Source organism: Acinetobacter sp. YH12098 (assembly GCF_013419235.1).
In the GTDB taxonomy this organism is placed as follows: domain Bacteria; phylum Pseudomonadota; class Gammaproteobacteria; order Pseudomonadales; family Moraxellaceae; genus Acinetobacter; species Acinetobacter amyesii.
In genome coordinates this window covers 1-16,675 of sequence record NZ_VPAO01000058.1, presented here as the reverse complement: position 1 = coordinate 16,675, position 16,675 = coordinate 1, and the positions used below count along the sequence as shown (strand labels likewise).

Sequence of the window (16,675 nt, the reverse complement as noted above, 5' to 3'; positions counted from 1 at the left end):
CGATTAATAAGTGCGCGGTTGTATGTAGACCAATTGAGAGTACGGTAAATTTTAGGTGTGGGCTTATTCATTTGAAAATTATATTGTGGAATAAGCCCTTAACGATAGGTTTGTGCAACAAAGCCCTATTCAACAACAAATGTTGGGCCTAAAGTCGGTATACAATTAATATGAAAAGTAAAATAAAAAATCATGACTTTGGTTATGATGTATTTAAACAGGATGTTCCTTTTTCTCAGTTAGATGAAGGAGACGTTCTACTTAAACCAGAAAATGATTCTAAACGTAATCATAATTGGTCATTTATTAGCATGAATGATGATTATATCGAATTGATTGATCAATCTTATGCAAGGTTAGGAAAAGGAATAAGTTTATTAATTCCAATGTTTCCATTATTTTTATTTTTATTTTACTACATTGGTATTCTTTCTTTTCTTGATAATTCTAGTGTAGGAGAGGCTTTTTTTTTCCTTATAGCTGTACTTTTTGTAATAGGACTTCCTTGTGTTGCATTTCTACGTCCTTACTTTAAATATGATCATAAACAACCTATTTGTAAGCCTGTTCTTTTTAATAGAAAAACAGGTAAAGTTTTTTTCTATATTAATGATCAAGAATATATAGAAAAGAAATGGACAGATGTAGTTTATATTATGGGCAGTAGTTTTGGGTTGTCTGGCATTCCATTACGAGAGCTTCGGGCACATATCATCGAAGACGGCATCCTAAAACATACCTTTGTGATTGGCTTTCCAATGATTGGAATATTTCGTACTCAAGGTTTATGGACTTTTATTTGTCATTTTATGATGAAAGGACCAGAGGAGCTTTACCCCAAACCGCATCCTATGTACGGTACCATCGATCCGTTTACCCAACTAACCTATTGTCAAAATGTTCAAGGTGCAAAAGAAAGCTGGAAAGAAACATGGCAATCTTTTCGAATCATTTATCATTATAATTGGGTTCCAGCTTTATTTGCTTATCCATTTGATGTGTGTAACTTTGTTGCACGAAGAATTTTATTGCATATCAAACCATTGCCCGTTTGGCATGAAGATGTAATTAAGAAAAACAAGATGGATCAGGAGCGCCCAGAGGAAGTCAGCGCAAAAGATAATTTTGAATTTACGGTGTTTAAAATGATGGATAAATAAAAAGCCCTTTCGGGCTTTTTTATATGTAAAGGGTTTAAGGCAATTGCTTAATCGGACTTCCACCCAAAGCTTGCATTAACGTCACATAAGCATTGTATTGACTCTGCTTGGTCTGAACCAAAGACAATCGAGCATTACGTGTGGTTTCCTGTGCATCTAACAAGTTTTTCAACGCAATTGCACCATTACGATAACGAACTTCAGTCAAACGCTCAGTCTTTTCTGCAAGCTGTACATTACGCTCTTGCAATGCAACTTGTTGACTTAACTCAGTACGATTGGATAGCGCATTTTCCACATCGGCAAAAGCCTGATACAAGGTCTGACGATATTGAATAATAGATTTTTCATAGTCTAAGTCACTAATCGCCAAATCCTTTTTCATATCGTTATATTGCAAGAACGGTAAACTCAAACTTGCACCCAAAGCCAAAGCAGGGTTTTGTAATAAATTACTCAAAGACGTACTACTCGAACCTAAACTGCCAGTCAAACTAATTGAAGGGTAGTAACTCGCTTTCGTTGCATCTTTATTTGCCAAAGCTTTACGTAATCTTAATTCGCTCGCTTGTAAATCTGGACGGCGAGACAACAACTCGGCTGGTAAACCTGCTGCAATCGTCGGTAATGCAATTCGAGGTAAACGCTGCGGCTCTGAAATATTCAGTTGTTGCACAGGTTGATGCAATAACACAGCCAATGCAGTACGTGTTTCCACTTTTTGTTGGGCAATTTGGCTTAAGGTCGCTTTTTGACTTTGTACCGACTGTTCCGCTTGGGTTAGATCTAAACCTGAAACGGCGCCGGCTTTATATTGCACTTTGACTAAGTCATAGGTTTTTTGCGTACTGGCTAAGTTTTGCTGCGCAATACTGTAGCGCTCATTTAAATAACCAAGCTGCCAATATAAGTTTGCTGTTGTCGCAATCAAACTTTGGGCAGTGGCTTGCAGGTCTTGTTCAGTTGCTAAAGCTTCCCATTTTGCGGCCTCAGTCTGGCTAGCCAAACGACCAAATAAATCTACTTCATAACTGACGCCACCACTGAGTGATACACCTTTTGATGAGTCATCACCTGAGTTAAGGTCAAAGTTATGTCCAGTAGAGACACTTGAACTCACGCGTGGCCCTTGTTTATTTTCAGCTAAACCTGCTTGTAGTCGAGCTTGCTGTAAATTAATACCTGCAACAGCAAGGTCTGTATTGGCAGCTAAAACTTGATTCACCAACTGGTTTAATTGAGCATCATTAAACAATGTCCACCATTGGTCAGCATAAGTATCTGCATGAACTTGCTGACTCATGGCTTTCGCATTTTGAAATTGCGTCGGGATTTGTGTTGCAGGGGCTTCATAAGGCGTCTTAACCACAGCGGCACAGCCGACTAAGCTACTTCCGAGAATGAAGGCACTTGCAAGTTTACTTAAGGTCATTTGCATCATTATTTCCTTATTCGCGAGAAAGCGCATCGACAGGGTTAAGCTGTGCGGCATTACGTGCAGGAATAAAGCCAAACACAATACCAATCATACTTGAGCAGACAAATGCAGCTACGATAGACGTCGTTGAATAGGCCATTTGGAATGTTCCACCGGCAAAATGACTAATCAATTGTCCAATACCTAAAGATAATAAAACCCCAAGCACCCCGCCTAAGATACATACCAACACCGCCTCAATCAGGAACTGCTGTAAAATGTCACTTTGACGGGCACCCACAGCCATACGTACACCAATTTCTTGAGTACGCTCAGTCACAGAAACCAACATAATGTTCATGACCCCGATACCACCGACGATCAATGAAATCACCGCAATAGCAGACACCAATAAGGTCATAGTTGCGGTGGTTTGTTGAATGGTTTCACGGATACTATCGGAGTTCTGTGTAAAGACATCTTGAGCGCCATGACGTTGCACCAATAAGTTCAATATGGCGTTCTCAGCCGCAGCACTTGGGTATTCATCTTTTACGCGGACAATGATGCTGCGTACATTCGACTGACCTAACATACGACTCATAACCGTTGAATACGGCAAATACACATTCAGGCTATCTGAGTTGCCCATCATGCTTTTTTGTTCTTCGATCACGCCAATGATACGGCTCGGCACACTGCCTAATAAAATCACTTGACCCACAGGGTTGGTGCCATCGGCAAAGAAGGTATTTTTAGTATTACTATCAATCACCACATCTTGCGCTTGCTCAGTCACGCTTTCTTTATCAAAAGGTTGACCCGAAGCGAAGTTCATTCCTTTGACATAGAAGAAATCTTCACTCACGCCATTCACTGTGGTCGACGCTTCTGTGTCTTTAAAACGTGTTGTAACAGATGAATTGACTGAAGGACTAACGCCATCGACATAAGGTTGTTCCGCAAGGGCCGTCGCATCGGCTGGAACCAATGTTTTTACTTGCGATGATCTTGAGTTATCACCAAATCCACGACCTTGATACACCGTGATGGTATTGGTACCTAAACTGCTGATATTTTCTAAAATCTGCTTTTGCGAACCATTCCCAAGAGCCACAACAGAAACCACAGAAGCGATACCAATAATGATCCCGAGCATGGTTAAAAATGTACGCATCCGGTGTGCATTCATGGCAAGGATCGCCATACGGAATGCTTCACCTAAACGGTCAACGGCAGAGCGCCAGCTTGAGGTTTTTTTCTGTGTGTTTGGAACGAGTTGTTGTTTTTCTAAAGGTTCATCATCTGTTTCAGGTACATTGGGCTGATCTGAGATGATATTACCGTCAGAAATTTCAATAATTCGAGTCGCATTTTTTGCAACATTATGGTCGTGCGTGACCAAAATAATGGTATGACCTTTGGCATTGAGTTCGCGCAAAATCCGCATTACTTCAATACCACTATTCTTATCTAGTGCACCGGTCGGTTCATCGGCAAGAATAACATCGCCACCATTCATGAGGGCGCGCGCAATCGATACACGTTGTTGCTGACCACCCGAAAGTTGACTCGGGCGGTTTTGAGTTTTTTCACCCAGTCCTAAGTCAGTCAGCAGTTGCTTGGCACGTGCATTGCGTTCGGTTGCATCTGCACCGGCATAGATTGCGGGAACTTCAACGTTACCTGCAGCATTCAAATCACCGAGTAAGTGATAACGCTGGAAAATAAAGCCAAAATATTCACGGCGTAACTGTGCCAGTTCATCTGGTTCAAGTTCACGCGTTTCGCGCCCTTTGACTTTGTAGCTGCCATTTGTGGGTTTATCTAGGCAACCTAAAATGTTCATTAGGGTAGATTTACCAGAACCGGACTGACCTACAATTGCTACCAGTTCACCTGGGTAAATCTCAAGATTAACCCCTTTTAGAATCTGGACTGTGCTTTCACCGGCAGGGAATTCACGAGTCAGATTCTTGACCTCGAGTAGAGGCGTCTGATTTTGACTCATCATTACATTCTCATTGGGCCGCCGCGATTACTGCGTTTTGCAGAATCATTACTAGTGTCTGAACCGTCGGCAATCACGACTTGATCACCTTGTTTTAAGCCACGAATCACTTGTGCGGTCACACGGTTATTTAAGCCAAGTAATACGGGTTGAGGTTGCGCAGCGCCATCCGCTTGTAATACACGCACCATGGCAACGCTCGCTTTACCTTGTTTGACCAGTGCCTTTTCAGCTTCAGTCAGTTCTAAACCTTTAGGACGATTTGGATGGTCTTTGTTCGATTTAGCTTCTGCGTTGGCATTTTTATCCGCAGATTGACCATCGGTAGACGTATTATTTCGGCTACGTTGTGGACGGTTTGAGGTTTGTACGGCAGCGGCAGGTACCGTTAAGACATTCTTGGCTTCATCTAAAATGATATACACCTGAGCGGTCATATCGATACGCAATTTGCCATCTTCATTTGGGACATCAAATAACGCATTGTAGTAAACCGCAGTACTTGAAGACGAAGAGGTATTGCTGTTGCTTTCGGTGTTAATTGAATTTGGTGCAGGTTCAACTTGGCGCAGGGTAGCATAGTGTTTTGTTTCACTGTCGCCCAACGTCGTAAAGTAAACACTTTGACCTTCTTGGACTTTCATGACATCGGCTTCAGAAATTTCAGCTTTAATGGTCATGGTGTTGAGTTTTGCCAATTTCACAATGGTTGGTGCACTTTGGTTGGCGTTTACGGTTTGACCTTCTTCCGTCACAATCGCCACGATGGTGCCATCCATGGGTGCAACAATTTGTGTATAGCCTAAGTCTTCTTTTGCAGTCGCTAAAGTTAAGCGCGATTGTTCGATTTGTGCATCAATGGCTGCAATATCAGCTTGTGCGGTTTTATAGCTTGCTAGCGCAGATTCTAGTTCTGCACGACTGGTCGCATCTTGAGCATACATCGCTTGTTGACGCTTATATTCAGCATCGACTTTGGCTAAATTTGCATTTTTTACTGCCAATTGCGCTTGTTGATTTTTAATACTGGCTTCGGCTGTTTTGAGGTCATTTTCCTGACGCACTGAATCAATTTGGGCAATCAATTGACCTTGTTTTACTTCATCGCCAAGTTGCACATACATTTTTTTTACTTGACCTGAAACCTGCGCTCCTACGCTGACCATTTTAGTTGCTTCAAGCACACCAGTGGCAAGCACTGAGTTTTCAATATCCCCACGGCTGACTTCGGCCGTAATGTACTGAGGTTGCTCTTGTTTTGGTTTGAAAAAATGCCATGCTGTGACAGCGATCGCCAGAGCAGCGATGATGGCTACGATCAATTTTGCTGGTTTTATTTTTGGCATGATTGGCAGTAAAGCGTTAAGAAAGTTATTTGAATTATAAGAGTTAAATACGGATAAATTGTGAATATTTTAGCAAAGAAGTAATGATTATTATTTCCCTTTAGGCTTTCCGATTGATATGAAGGGACTTAGCAGAATCTGTAAACAGACTCATTCTACTGCGTAAAATAATTTTTTAACTGTAACTAAATGCCAATTAAAGTACAAAAAGCATATTTCATGCCTATTTATTTGAATCTAATTTCAAATTAGAAAAAAGTTGAATGAAAATTAAAAAAAGTGGTGCTATAAAGCTTTTTTGTAGCCTATGTTAATGCATATTAAAATAAAAATATGCATTGTGTTTGTGCTTTAGTGTGCACAGTTTTTGTTGAGCGTGTGTGATTTTTTGCAATAGTCTTGTTCTAAAAATGCAGCTAAGATCAAAACCCATAAAAAAATTATGGGTTTAATGATAAGTGGTTTTTTTCATTAAATATACAAAATAAAATAGGAATATAAGTCGGGGTTAGATATGGAATGGAATGAAAAATATAATATCGGCATTGATGTTATTGATAATCAACATCGCCAGATTTTAGATTATATCAATACGTTGGAAGCAATCCTCGTGAATGGCAGTCGAGAGAAAATCAAAGAGGTTTTGGATGATTTGATTGACTATACACAATCGCATTTCAGCTTTGAAGAAAATTTATTGGAACAGGTACATTATCAGTATTTGCCGTCTCATCGTGGGATTCATGAGCATTTTGTGAGGCGACTGAATGAGTATCGAACCAAATTTGAAAATGGTGTTTCGGTTGAACAAGATTTATATCGTTTATTGTCTAAATGGCTGATTAATCACATTCAGCATGATGATCAAGATTATGTAGATTCAGTGCGAGACAATATGCTGCACTATCTGCGCTCGCAGGAACAGAAAAAAGGCAAAAGTTGGTTTGCTCGCTTTTTTAGTTAAGTCAACAGGGACGGAAATAACCTTTTACCGCACATCTGAGCAATGGCTTGCATAATCAGATGTTCGGCATTTTCATGTCCCAAACCTTTAATCGAGGCATCTAAACGTAACAACAGGGCAGGCCACGTCAAAAACTCATTGGCATTTAAACGGCGTAAAGCTTGTTGATACAGCCCGACCTTGGTCTTCCAAATGCCAATTTGTAAGGCATTTTGTGGTTGCTCAAACAGTTGCATCAGCAAGCGCATTTCCTTGCTGATACTCCATAAAATGAGTGACATCGGCTCACCAGAGGCAATTAAGTATTGAAAAATTTTAATTGATTGCGCCAAATTGCCTTGCAGCATGGCATCATTTAAATCATAGGTGGTGTAGCGTGACTGATCTTGTAAGCAAGAGTACAGATGATCTATCTGGATCATCTCTGCTTCAGGAAAAGTATCTGCGACACGCATTAAACTATTTTTTGCAGCCAGTAAATTATGCTCATGATGCTGCTCTAGCCATTGCCAAGCATCATTGGCGAGTTGAATGCCGAGCTTTTGCGCCTCGGTGGCTAAGATTTGCTGACGATCTTTAGGATAGTTTGCAGTCAGTGCAACATTGACTCCATTGGCATCAATGGTTTGGAAGAAACTGGTCTTTAAACTCGCACTGTCTTGCTTCGGCATTACCACGAGCAGCAAGTTGCTTTCATTTTGCTGCAAATAGCTTTTTAACAGTTTTAGCCCATTGGCATCGGGTTTAATGCTGCCATGTGCCTCAATTGCCAGTTGACTGGAAAATAATGACAAGCTATTTAAAGCATTAAAGACATTTTTCCAATCAGCAGCAGAGCTAATGTCATACCGTTGACGCTCGACTTCTCGAGCGTTCCAACTCTTACGAAATGCATCGAGGAGATTTTGTTCGAGTAATGGCTCTTGACCATGTAGCACCCAGGTACCTTGCGCTTCATCTACACGTTTTAATGCCTGAAGATAGTCAAGTTTCATAAATCAAAATTACTCAGCTTTGGTCGGTGCAGTTAGTGGATTTGCTTTCGGTAAGCGGTTTGATGAAATTTGGCGCACGATCTGTTGTGCAATGTCATCAATAATCACTTGTTTTAAATATTTTTCTTCTTGGTCATCAGTGTTCACGGTTGCTACGTCGTATTGGTAGCTACGTGTTGCCATCAATGTACGGGGTTCAGTTACAGGATTGCCTTGAGCATCTTCAATTTGGAACGTCACGTTTAAGCGCAATAAAGTCTCAACCAATTTACCATTGAGTTCTAAACGTCGCGGAGTGTAATCCAACACATGTAAGACATATGCATTTTGATTATTACTCAATTGCACGCCTGCAGAACCTAAATAAATCGCTAACTTTTCATGTAAGTCATCCGTATCTTCAGGAAGTGCCAATCGCATATTGGAATAGGCCACAGGTACAGCAGCAGGGTTGGTGCCTTTTAAATGAAAACCACAACCGACCATGCCTGCGCTCAGGCCCATAGTTAATACAATTGCAGCAACACGTTGAACCAAGTGCATAAAGTGTCCTCTGTTTCCCGAAGGGATAATGTTGAAATCCTGTGTGGATTGTAAAGTCAAAGCCCGTTGACTGGCAACGGGCTTTGTTTGGGAATTGTTTTTTAATCCCTCCCGACCTCCCTTTAAAAAAGGGAGGAGACCCGATTTTTTATTGGGAGCGGGAAGTCCCCCTTTTGTAAAGGGGGATTTAGGGGGATTAAATTAAACCACCAAATTCACTAATTTATTCGGCACCACAATTTCTTTCTTGGTTGGACCAGTCAAGAATTGTTGAACTTCAGGTAATGCTTTTGCTTGTGCCAGAATGTCATCTTTAGAGGCCTCGACAGATACTTCTAATTTGCCACGAAGCTTACCGTTCACTTGCACTACAATCGTTTGTGTATTGCGAGTCAGCGCAGATTCATCTACAGCAGGGAAGCGTGCTGATGTTAATTCGATACCAAACTCAGCCAATAAGGTTTGGCTTAAATGTGGCGCAAAAGGAGCAAGTAAAGTTAGAAGGGTAATGATTGATTCACGTGCAACGGCAACGTCATTGTCATCTTTGGCTTCAAACTTATTGTTTGCATTCAAAAGTTCCATCATCGCAGCAATGGCGGTGTTGAAGGCATGACGACGTGCAATGTCATCACCCACTTTTTGAATGGTTTCGTGTGTTTTACGACGCAAGTCTTGTGCAGCGGTAGATAGTGTCGCTTTGTCGATGTTTGCAGCAGAGTTGCCTTGTTCAAGGAAACCAGATGCTAGGCGCCATACACGTTTTAAGAAACGGTTTGCACCTTCAACACCTGCGTCAGACCATTCAAGTGATTGATCTGGTGGTGCAGCAAACATCATGAATACACGTGCAGTATCTGCGCCGTATTGATCAATAATCGCTTGCGGGTCGATACCGTTATTTTTCGATTTCGACATTTTTTCTTGACCGCCAACCACGACGTCTTGACCATCACCTTGATATTTCGCAGAAATGATACGGCCTTTTTCATCACGTTCTAAGTCGATGTCGGCAGGGTTAAACCATGTTTTCTTACCTGACTCAGATTCACGGTAGTAAGTATCCGCAAGCACCATACCTTGAGTTAAAAGGTTAGTGAATGGTTCGTTACCTTGTACCACACCTTCATCACGCATCAATTTATGGAAGAAACGTGCATAAAGTAAATGTAGAATCGCGTGTTCAACACCACCGATGTATTGATTCACAGGTAACCAAGTTTGACCCGCTTCAGGTTTCACCATACCATCAGTGAAATCTGGAGATGCATAGCGTGCATAGTACCAAGAAGATTCTACGAAAGTATCTAAAGTGTCTGTTTCACGACGAGCATCGCCACCACAGCATGGGCAGGTGGTTTCATAGAACTCAGGCATTTTGTTGAGTGGATTGCCTGAACCATCCGGCACCACGTCCGTTGGCAATACAACTGGAAGCTGTTCTTCAGGTACAGGAACCTGACCACATTTTTCGCAGTTGATCATTGGAATTGGACAACCCCAATAACGCTGACGAGAAACACCCCAGTCACGTAAACGGAATTGAACTTTCGAGTTGGCAAGTCCAGTCGGTTCTAATTTTGCAAGGAATGCATCATATGCACCTTGTAAATCTAAACCATCAAATTCGCCTGAATTCACCAGTTTGCCTTCTTTAGAACCGTACCATTCCTGCCAAGTTGTTGCGTCAAAGTCTGCATCGTCTGCACCTTTGGCATCAATCACTTGCTTGATGGTTAAGCCATATTTGTTGGCAAACTCGAAGTCACGTTCATCGTGTGAAGGCACTGCCATCACCGCACCTGAACCGTAAGACATCAAGACGTAGTTCGCGATCCAAACAGGAACTTCTTCACCTGTAACTGGGTGCTTCACAGAAAGACCAGTTGCCATGCCTTTCTTTTCAGCCGTCGCAAGATCGGCTTCTGCAACAGAACCCATACGGCATTCTTCAATAAATGCAGCAAGTTCAGGGTTTGTTTCAGCAGCTTTTAACGCCATTGGGTGTTCTGCTGCAACTGCAACATAAGTCACACCCATGAGTGTGTCAGCACGAGTGGTAAATACAGTTAAACCATCTGCATAAACGTCTGGATTCGCTGAAGGGAAGGTGATTTCCATCCCTTGAGAGCGACCAATCCAGTTACGTTGCATGGTAAGAACTTGCTGTGGCCAGCCGTCTTTTAATGTTTCTAAATCGTCAAGTAATTCTTGCGCATAGTCAGTGATGCGGAAGTAGTACATTGGAATATCACGTTTTTCGACCAATGCACCAGAACGCCAGCCACGACCATTTTCAACTTGTTCGTTTGCTAAAACAGTTTGGTCTACTGGGTCCCAGTTCACTGTTGAAAGCTTACGGTAAATTAAACCTTTTTTATAAAGCTGTACGAATAACCATTGTTCCCAACGGTAATATTCAGGTGTGCAAGTTGCAAATTCACGATCCCAATCTACAGAAAGACCTAACTTTTTAAGCTGATTACGCATGTAATCAATGTTTTCAAAAGTCCATTTTGCAGGAGCGACTTGATGGGCAATCGCCGCATTTTCAGCAGGTAGGCCGAAAGCATCCCAACCCATGGGTTGTAGCACAGTTTCACCTTGTAAACGGTGGAAACGGCTGATCACGTCACCAATCGTATAGTTACGCACATGACCCATATGCAGTTTGCCACTTGGATAAGGGAACATAGAGAGGATATAACGACGTGGTCCTTCTACTTGGTCGGCAACTTTAAAGGCTTTGCGATTTTCCCAGTCTTGTTGGACTGTAGGTTCAATCGCACTGGCTTGATATTCAGGGTCAATGTGAGTAGTCATAAACGTAAATAGAAATAACGGTTAAAAAGTTTGTGCTACAGCATAGCGCAAAATACGCCTAGAGTGAATTTTGCGATGCTGTGTAGATGTAAATAATTTAAGTCAAAATTGAAGGCTTTGGCGTAAATTATTGTGGTGCGGCAGCTACCGCTTGAGCTTGGCGGAGCGCTGCATTGGCTTCGCGTTGTTGTTCCGCTAGTTGCTCATTTTGTTCATTCGACTGTTCGGCTTCACGTGAAACCTCTTCTTGGTTTTTTGCTGGAGTTGATTGCGTAGTCGTTGTTGCACCATAGGTATTTACTTTACCTTTGCGCTGCGCATTTTTTGGCGGTGGCGTGGTGGTGTAATGCGTTGAACCTTTAGCGTCCACCCATTTGTAATATTCTTTCGCTGAAAGGTCCAAACTGGTCAGGCAAAATGCCATGCTAGATAAAATACATGCAGTTCGTACAATCGTCGTCTTCATCATAAATTCAGTCCCATAGTTAGAGTGATCATGCAAAATTATGCTGAAAATTTTGCGCTTTTTTGACAGTAGAATCTATGCATTTTTTAGCACAAAGGATAAAAGGGACATCGTGTGGGATGAATAACTTTGTGAATGATGAATTGGGGGATTTATAAGCAATAAAAATATTGGATTCTTATCATTTAACCTATGCAGCAACTTCAATGTAAGGCAATTGAATTAAAAACATACATCCATTCATTTAATTTATTTATTAGATTTATAAAAGTATTTTATTAAATACATGCTAACTGGTTATAAATAAACAAACTACAAAGAATGCAAAGAACGGGAGTGTGCTTAAAAAACAAACGGTCTGTAAGTAATCAGAAAAAAGCCCATTTTTAAACTTGACTTTAATGGTTGAAACTACAAAAATGCTGTCTTTAGTTTTATATGCCTTAGATCGATCACCCTTCGAATGAGTGCATTTTAGCAATGGACTTCTTCTCTAGCCGAGAGGTTGAACAAAGCCAACAAAATATGTTTATCCCAACATGTTTTAGACCCCATATTGCTCAAACAGCAAGCAGGTCAGATTTTTTTCTTATTGCTATGAAAACTATGAAATTTGTGTGCTATAACAGAGCACACAGTTAATGAATTAACCACGACAAATGCCCTCCATTTGTGCGTGAAAAAAGATTAGGGTGAATCACGTTGGAACTTTTATCTGGTGGTGAAATGCTCGTACGCGCTTTAGCGGACGAAGGCGTTGAACATGTTTTTGGATACCCAGGCGGCGCAGTACTGCATATTTATGATGCGCTATTTCAACAAGAAAAAATCAATCATTACCTAGTGCGCCACGAGCAAGCTGCTGGTCATATGGCTGATGCTTACTCACGTGTCACAGGTAAAACAGGTGTCGTACTGGTGACATCTGGTCCGGGTGCAACAAATACCGTAACTCCAATTGCAACTGCCTATATGGACTCAATCCCAATGGTGATTTTGTCAGGTCAGGTTGCAAGCCATCTTATCGGTGAGGATGCGTTCCAAGAAACGGATATGGTTGGTATTTCGCGCCCAATCGTAAAACACAGCTTCCAAGTACGTCATGCAAGCGAAATCCCTTCGATTATTAAGAAGGCATTTTATATCGCTTCAAGTGGTCGTCCGGGTCCTGTTGTCGTTGATATTCCAAAGGATGCGACGAATCCTGCAGAGAAATTTGCTTACGAATATCCTGAAAAAGTGAAAATGCGTTCGTATCAACCGCCGCATCGTGGTCACTCAGGTCAAATTCGTAAAGCAATTGATGAATTGATTCATGCTAAACGCCCAATTATTTATTCAGGCGGCGGTGTGGTTCAAGGCAATGCTTCTGCACAGTTGACAGAACTTGCACATTTACTGGGTTATCCAGTAACCAGTACCTTAATGGGTCTTGGTGCGTATCCAGGCAATGATGAACAGTTCATTGGTATGTTGGGTATGCATGGTACTTATGAAGCCAATATGACCATGCACAATGCAGATGTGATTCTGTGTGTAGGCGCGCGCTTCGATGACCGTGTAACCAATAATCCAGCGAAATTCTGTCCAAATGCAAAAGTCATTCATATTGATATTGACCCAGCAACGATTTCAAAAACAATTATGGCGCACATCCCAATTGTGGGTGCAGTAGAGCCTGTATTGACTGAAATGTTGGCGCAATTAAAACAATTGAATGTGTCTAAACCAAATCCTGAAGATATCGGGGCTTGGTGGAAACAAATCAATGAATGGCGCCAAGTTCATGGTTTGAACTATGACAAACCAACTGATGGTTCGATGAAGCCACAGCAAGTTGTTGAAGCGTTGGATAAAATTACCAATAGTCAAGCCATCATTACTTCAGACGTTGGTCAACACCAAATGTTTGGTGCGCTTTACTACAAATACACACGTCCACGTCAATGGATCAACTCAGGTGGTCTAGGAACCATGGGTGTAGGTTTGCCATATGCTATGGCAGCTAAACTTGCCTTCCCAGATCAACAAGTAGTGTGTATTACTGGCGAAGCATCGATTCAGATGTGTATCCAAGAACTATCTACATGTAAGCAATATGGCTTGAATGTAAAAATTCTATGCTTGAATAACCGTGCATTAGGTATGGTTAAGCAATGGCAAGACATGAACTACGAAGGTCGTCACTCAAGCTCGTATGTTGAGTCACTTCCAGACTTCCCTAAATTAATGGAGGCGTATGGTCATGTAGGTATTCAAATTGACCATGCAGATGAACTCGAGTCGAAGCTTGCTGAAGCGATGGCGATCAATGACAAGTGCGTGTTTATTAACGTGATGGTTGACCGTTCAGAGCATGTATATCCAATGTTGGTTGCTGGCCAGTCAATGAAAGATATGTGGTTAGGCAAAGGAGAGCGCACACAATGAGACATATTATCTCTGTACTTGTAGAAAACGAAGCAGGTGCGCTTTCACGTTTGGTAGGTTTATTCTCTCAGCGTGGTTATAACATTGAGACATTAAACGTAGCGCCAACAGAAGATCCGACGCTTTCGCGTTTGACTTTAACCACGTATGGCGATGAGCATAAAATTGAACAAATCACCAAACAACTCAACAAGCTTGTCGAAGTTGTTAAAGTTGTTGATTTGTCTGAAGGTGCTCATATTGAACGTGAATTGATGTTAATTAAAGTCAAAGCACTTGGTTCAGCGCGCGCAGAAATTAAACGTACTGCGGATATTTTCCGTGGACAAATCGTAGACGTAACACCAACGACATATACCATTCAAATCGCAGGTACAACTGAAAAGATAGATGGTTTTATTGATGCCTTAGCTGAAAATACAATTCTAGAAGTTGTACGTTCAGGTGTTTCAGGTATCGCACGTGGCGAAAAAGTTTTAACTATCTAATTTTATATTTTCACCTCACTCCTATGGGTGAGGTACTTGAAACGTGAATAATCAAACAGAATCACGTTATCAAGTTAAAGGAAACAAAAGCATTTTAGCGGAGACAGCAATGCAAATTTTTTACGATAAAGACACAGACTTATCTATCATCCAAGGCAAAAAAGTAGCAATCATTGGTTATGGTTCACAAGGCCATGCTCATGCGCTTAACCTTAAGGATTCAGGCGTTGATGTAACTGTAGGTCTACGTGCTGGTTCTACTTCTTGGAAAAAAGCTGAAAATGCTGGTCTTAAAGTTTCAGAAGTTCCTGCTGCTGTAGCTCAAGCTGACTTAGTTATGATTTTGACTCCAGATGAGTTCCAATCACAACTATACCGTGACGTAATTGAGCCAAACATCAAGCAAGGTGCAACGCTAGCATTTGCTCATGGTTTCTCTGTTCTTTATAACCAAGTTGTTCCACGTGCTGACCTTGACGTAATCATGGTTGCTCCAAAAGCGCCTGGTCATACTGTACGTTCAGAATTCCAACGTGGTTCAGGTGTACCTGATCTTATCGCTGTTCACCAAGATGCTTCTGGTAATGCACGTAACGTTGCGCTTTCTTACGCTTCAGGTGTTGGTGGTGGCCGTACTGGTATTATCGAAACTTCATTCCGTGAAGAAACTGAAACTGACCTTTTCGGTGAGCAAGCAGTTCTTTGTGGTGGTGCTGTTGAATTGGTTAAAATGGGCTTCGAAACTCTTGTTGAAGCTGGTTATGCACCAGAAATGGCTTACTTCGAATGTCTACACGAACTTAAATTGATCGTTGACTTAATGTTCGAAGGCGGTATCGCGGACATGAACTATTCAGTATCAAACAATGCTGAATATGGCGAATACGTAACTGGTGTTGAAGTAATCAACGAACAGTCTCGTGAAGCTATGCGTAATGCGCTTAAACGTATTCAATCTGGTGAATACGCGAAGATGTTCATCCAAGAAGGTGCGTTGAACTATCCTTCTATGACTGCTCGTCGTCGTCAAAACGCGGCGCATGGTATCGAAGTAACTGGTAACAAGTTACGTGCGATGATGCCTTGGATCCAAGCGAACAAAATCGTTGATAAAGAGAAAAACTAATTTCTTGAATCAATTGATTTGAATACGAAGACCCACTCATTTTGAGTGGGTTTTTTAATATCTAAAGTTACGTGCCTTAAAAATAGAAAAGCATGCTTTTCTATTTTTACGTACCTTGGATCCAAGCGAACAAAATCGTAGACAAAGAAAAGAACGAAGTTCTGATATCTAAGTCAAAAAGCCCTTGTTTTTAACAGGGGCTTTTTTATCCCTTATAAAAGACGGCATCAAGGCTACGAGCCTCAAATGATGTAAGCGATACTTTCATCATTTTCGCGCCTTGGATCCAAGCGAACAAAATCGTTGATAAAGAGAAAAACTAATTTCTTGAATCAATTGATTTGAATACGAAGACCCACTCATTTTGAGTGGGTTTTTTAATATCTAAAGTTACTTGCCTTAAAAATAGAAAAGTAGTGCTTTCATTCCTTACGCGTCACTCAGAACAGTGTGCTGCCTCGTTGTACTTCGTACAAAACAATGTTTTGTACTCGTTCATACTTTGGATCCAAGCGAACAAAATCGTAAGCAAAGAAAAGAATTTATTTAATTATCTTTTGAGTTTTATGCTACAAGGAACCCAATATTAGCGTGGGTTAGAATAATGATTTTATATAAATATGTGAGTTTTGAAACTGCTTTAACGATTTTAAAAACAAAATCTCTATGTTTTTCACATTTAGAAGATTTTAATGACCCATTTGAATGCACTGGTTTTGGTTTTTATGATTTGGATGTACCGACATCGGTAGCAGTAGTGCATTCCGAAATCAGTTTTCTTGTTAGCGGCAGTGTAAAAATGACCCCCTAATGGCATTTAAAAACTGACCCCCTTGGTTAATATAGCGGTCATTTTGGACTGCTCAACATGTTAACTTTGGAGCAAGCAGTGACAATCCAAATACT

Annotated in this window: 13 protein-coding genes; 6 read left to right on the top strand and 7 right to left on the bottom strand. The window is 41.2% G+C overall.

Going from position 1 to position 16,675, the window contains the following annotated elements; all coding sequences use genetic code 11:
* Positions 1–170: 170 nt before the first annotated feature.
* Positions 171–1,160 (top strand): hypothetical protein, encoded by a 990-nt coding sequence (locus FTU38_RS15625; protein ID WP_180065171.1) that lies wholly within the window; start codon positions 171–173, stop codon positions 1,158–1,160.
* 34 nt (positions 1,161–1,194) lie between these two features.
* On the opposite strand, the gene FTU38_RS15620 is transcribed toward FTU38_RS15625, so the two are convergent.
* The 3 genes from FTU38_RS15620 to FTU38_RS15610 are packed head-to-tail and all read right to left on the bottom strand — an operon-like array spanning position 1,195 to position 5,934.
* On the bottom strand, positions 1,195–2,598 hold the full coding sequence (locus FTU38_RS15620) for an efflux transporter outer membrane subunit (protein WP_078192679.1): 1,404 nt from the start codon (positions 2,596–2,598) through the stop codon (positions 1,195–1,197).
* A gap of 10 nt (positions 2,599–2,608) precedes the next feature.
* Positions 2,609–4,588, bottom strand: a complete 1,980-nt coding sequence (locus FTU38_RS15615) for a MacB family efflux pump subunit (RefSeq protein ID WP_180111780.1) — start codon at positions 4,586–4,588, stop codon at positions 2,609–2,611.
* A 2-nt stretch (positions 4,589–4,590) separates the two neighbouring features.
* Positions 4,591–5,934 carry a MacA family efflux pump subunit gene (locus FTU38_RS15610; protein ID WP_180025988.1) on the bottom strand — a complete coding sequence of 448 codons (1,344 nt, stop codon included), beginning with the start codon at positions 5,932–5,934 and terminating at the stop codon, positions 4,591–4,593.
* 514 nt (positions 5,935–6,448) lie between these two features.
* On the opposite strand from FTU38_RS15610, the gene FTU38_RS15605 reads away from it, so the two are divergent.
* Positions 6,449–6,898, top strand: coding sequence for a bacteriohemerythrin (locus tag FTU38_RS15605; RefSeq protein WP_180007206.1), 450 nt, complete (start codon positions 6,449–6,451; stop codon positions 6,896–6,898).
* Here FTU38_RS15605 and holA read toward each other — a convergent pair.
* The 4 genes from holA to FTU38_RS15585 form a co-directional block, all read right to left on the bottom strand.
* Positions 6,895–7,893: a DNA polymerase III subunit delta gene (holA, locus tag FTU38_RS15600; RefSeq protein ID WP_180111778.1), complete on the bottom strand. Its 999-nt coding sequence runs from the start codon at positions 7,891–7,893 to the stop codon at positions 6,895–6,897. The genes FTU38_RS15605 and holA overlap by 4 nt on opposite strands.
* A 9-nt stretch (positions 7,894–7,902) precedes the next feature.
* Positions 7,903–8,436, bottom strand: coding sequence for an LPS assembly lipoprotein LptE (gene lptE, locus FTU38_RS15595; RefSeq protein WP_078192675.1), 534 nt, complete (start codon positions 8,434–8,436; stop codon positions 7,903–7,905).
* Between the two features lie 201 nt (positions 8,437–8,637).
* Positions 8,638–11,259, bottom strand: coding sequence for a leucine--tRNA ligase (gene leuS, locus FTU38_RS15590; protein WP_180111776.1), 2,622 nt, complete (start codon positions 11,257–11,259; stop codon positions 8,638–8,640).
* A 127-nt stretch (positions 11,260–11,386) separates the two neighbouring features.
* A complete protein-coding gene (locus tag FTU38_RS15585; protein WP_180012081.1) occupies positions 11,387–11,728 on the bottom strand; it encodes a DUF4124 domain-containing protein in 342 nt (113 codons plus the stop codon).
* 699 nt (positions 11,729–12,427) lie between these two features.
* On the opposite strand from FTU38_RS15585, the gene FTU38_RS15580 reads away from it, so the two are divergent.
* From FTU38_RS15580 to FTU38_RS15565, 4 genes are all read left to right on the top strand, one after another.
* On the top strand, positions 12,428–14,155 hold the full coding sequence (locus tag FTU38_RS15580) for an acetolactate synthase 3 large subunit (protein WP_078192673.1): 1,728 nt from the start codon (positions 12,428–12,430) through the stop codon (positions 14,153–14,155).
* A complete protein-coding gene (ilvN, locus tag FTU38_RS15575) occupies positions 14,152–14,643 on the top strand; it encodes an acetolactate synthase small subunit (RefSeq protein ID WP_078189625.1) in 492 nt (163 codons plus the stop codon). The genes FTU38_RS15580 and ilvN overlap by 4 nt, the downstream gene beginning before the upstream one ends.
* A 109-nt stretch (positions 14,644–14,752) precedes the next feature.
* The gene (gene ilvC, locus FTU38_RS15570; protein WP_078192867.1) at positions 14,753–15,769 is read left to right on the top strand and encodes a ketol-acid reductoisomerase; all 1,017 of its coding nucleotides are present in this window, start codon (positions 14,753–14,755) and stop codon (positions 15,767–15,769) included.
* 604 nt (positions 15,770–16,373) lie between these two features.
* Complete coding sequence (locus FTU38_RS15565; protein WP_180111775.1) at positions 16,374–16,580, top strand: hypothetical protein; 207 nt, start codon at positions 16,374–16,376, stop codon at positions 16,578–16,580.
* Positions 16,581–16,675 lie beyond the last annotated feature (95 nt).

Excerpts from the sequence above, each read along its gene's own strand:
- FTU38_RS15625 (WP_180065171.1), top strand. The coding sequence starts at position 171 with ATGAAAAGTAAAATAAAAAATCATGACTTTGGTTATGATGTATTTAAA.
- FTU38_RS15620 (WP_078192679.1), bottom strand. The coding sequence starts at position 2,598 with ATGCAAATGACCTTAAGTAAACTTGCAAGTGCCTTCATTCTCGGAAGT.
- FTU38_RS15615 (WP_180111780.1), bottom strand. The coding sequence starts at position 4,588 with ATGAGTCAAAATCAGACGCCTCTACTCGAGGTCAAGAATCTGACTCGT.
- FTU38_RS15610 (WP_180025988.1), bottom strand. The coding sequence starts at position 5,934 with ATGCCAAAAATAAAACCAGCAAAATTGATCGTAGCCATCATCGCTGCT.
- FTU38_RS15605 (WP_180007206.1), top strand. The coding sequence starts at position 6,449 with ATGGAATGGAATGAAAAATATAATATCGGCATTGATGTTATTGATAAT.
- holA (WP_180111778.1), bottom strand. The coding sequence starts at position 7,893 with ATGAAACTTGACTATCTTCAGGCATTAAAACGTGTAGATGAAGCGCAA.
- lptE (WP_078192675.1), bottom strand. The coding sequence starts at position 8,436 with ATGCACTTGGTTCAACGTGTTGCTGCAATTGTATTAACTATGGGCCTG.
- leuS (WP_180111776.1), bottom strand. The coding sequence starts at position 11,259 with ATGACTACTCACATTGACCCTGAATATCAAGCCAGTGCGATTGAACCT.
- FTU38_RS15585 (WP_180012081.1), bottom strand. The coding sequence starts at position 11,728 with ATGATGAAGACGACGATTGTACGAACTGCATGTATTTTATCTAGCATG.
- ilvN (WP_078189625.1), top strand. The coding sequence starts at position 14,152 with ATGAGACATATTATCTCTGTACTTGTAGAAAACGAAGCAGGTGCGCTT.
- ilvC (WP_078192867.1), top strand. The coding sequence starts at position 14,753 with ATGCAAATTTTTTACGATAAAGACACAGACTTATCTATCATCCAAGGC.
- FTU38_RS15565 (WP_180111775.1), top strand. The coding sequence starts at position 16,374 with ATGATTTTATATAAATATGTGAGTTTTGAAACTGCTTTAACGATTTTA.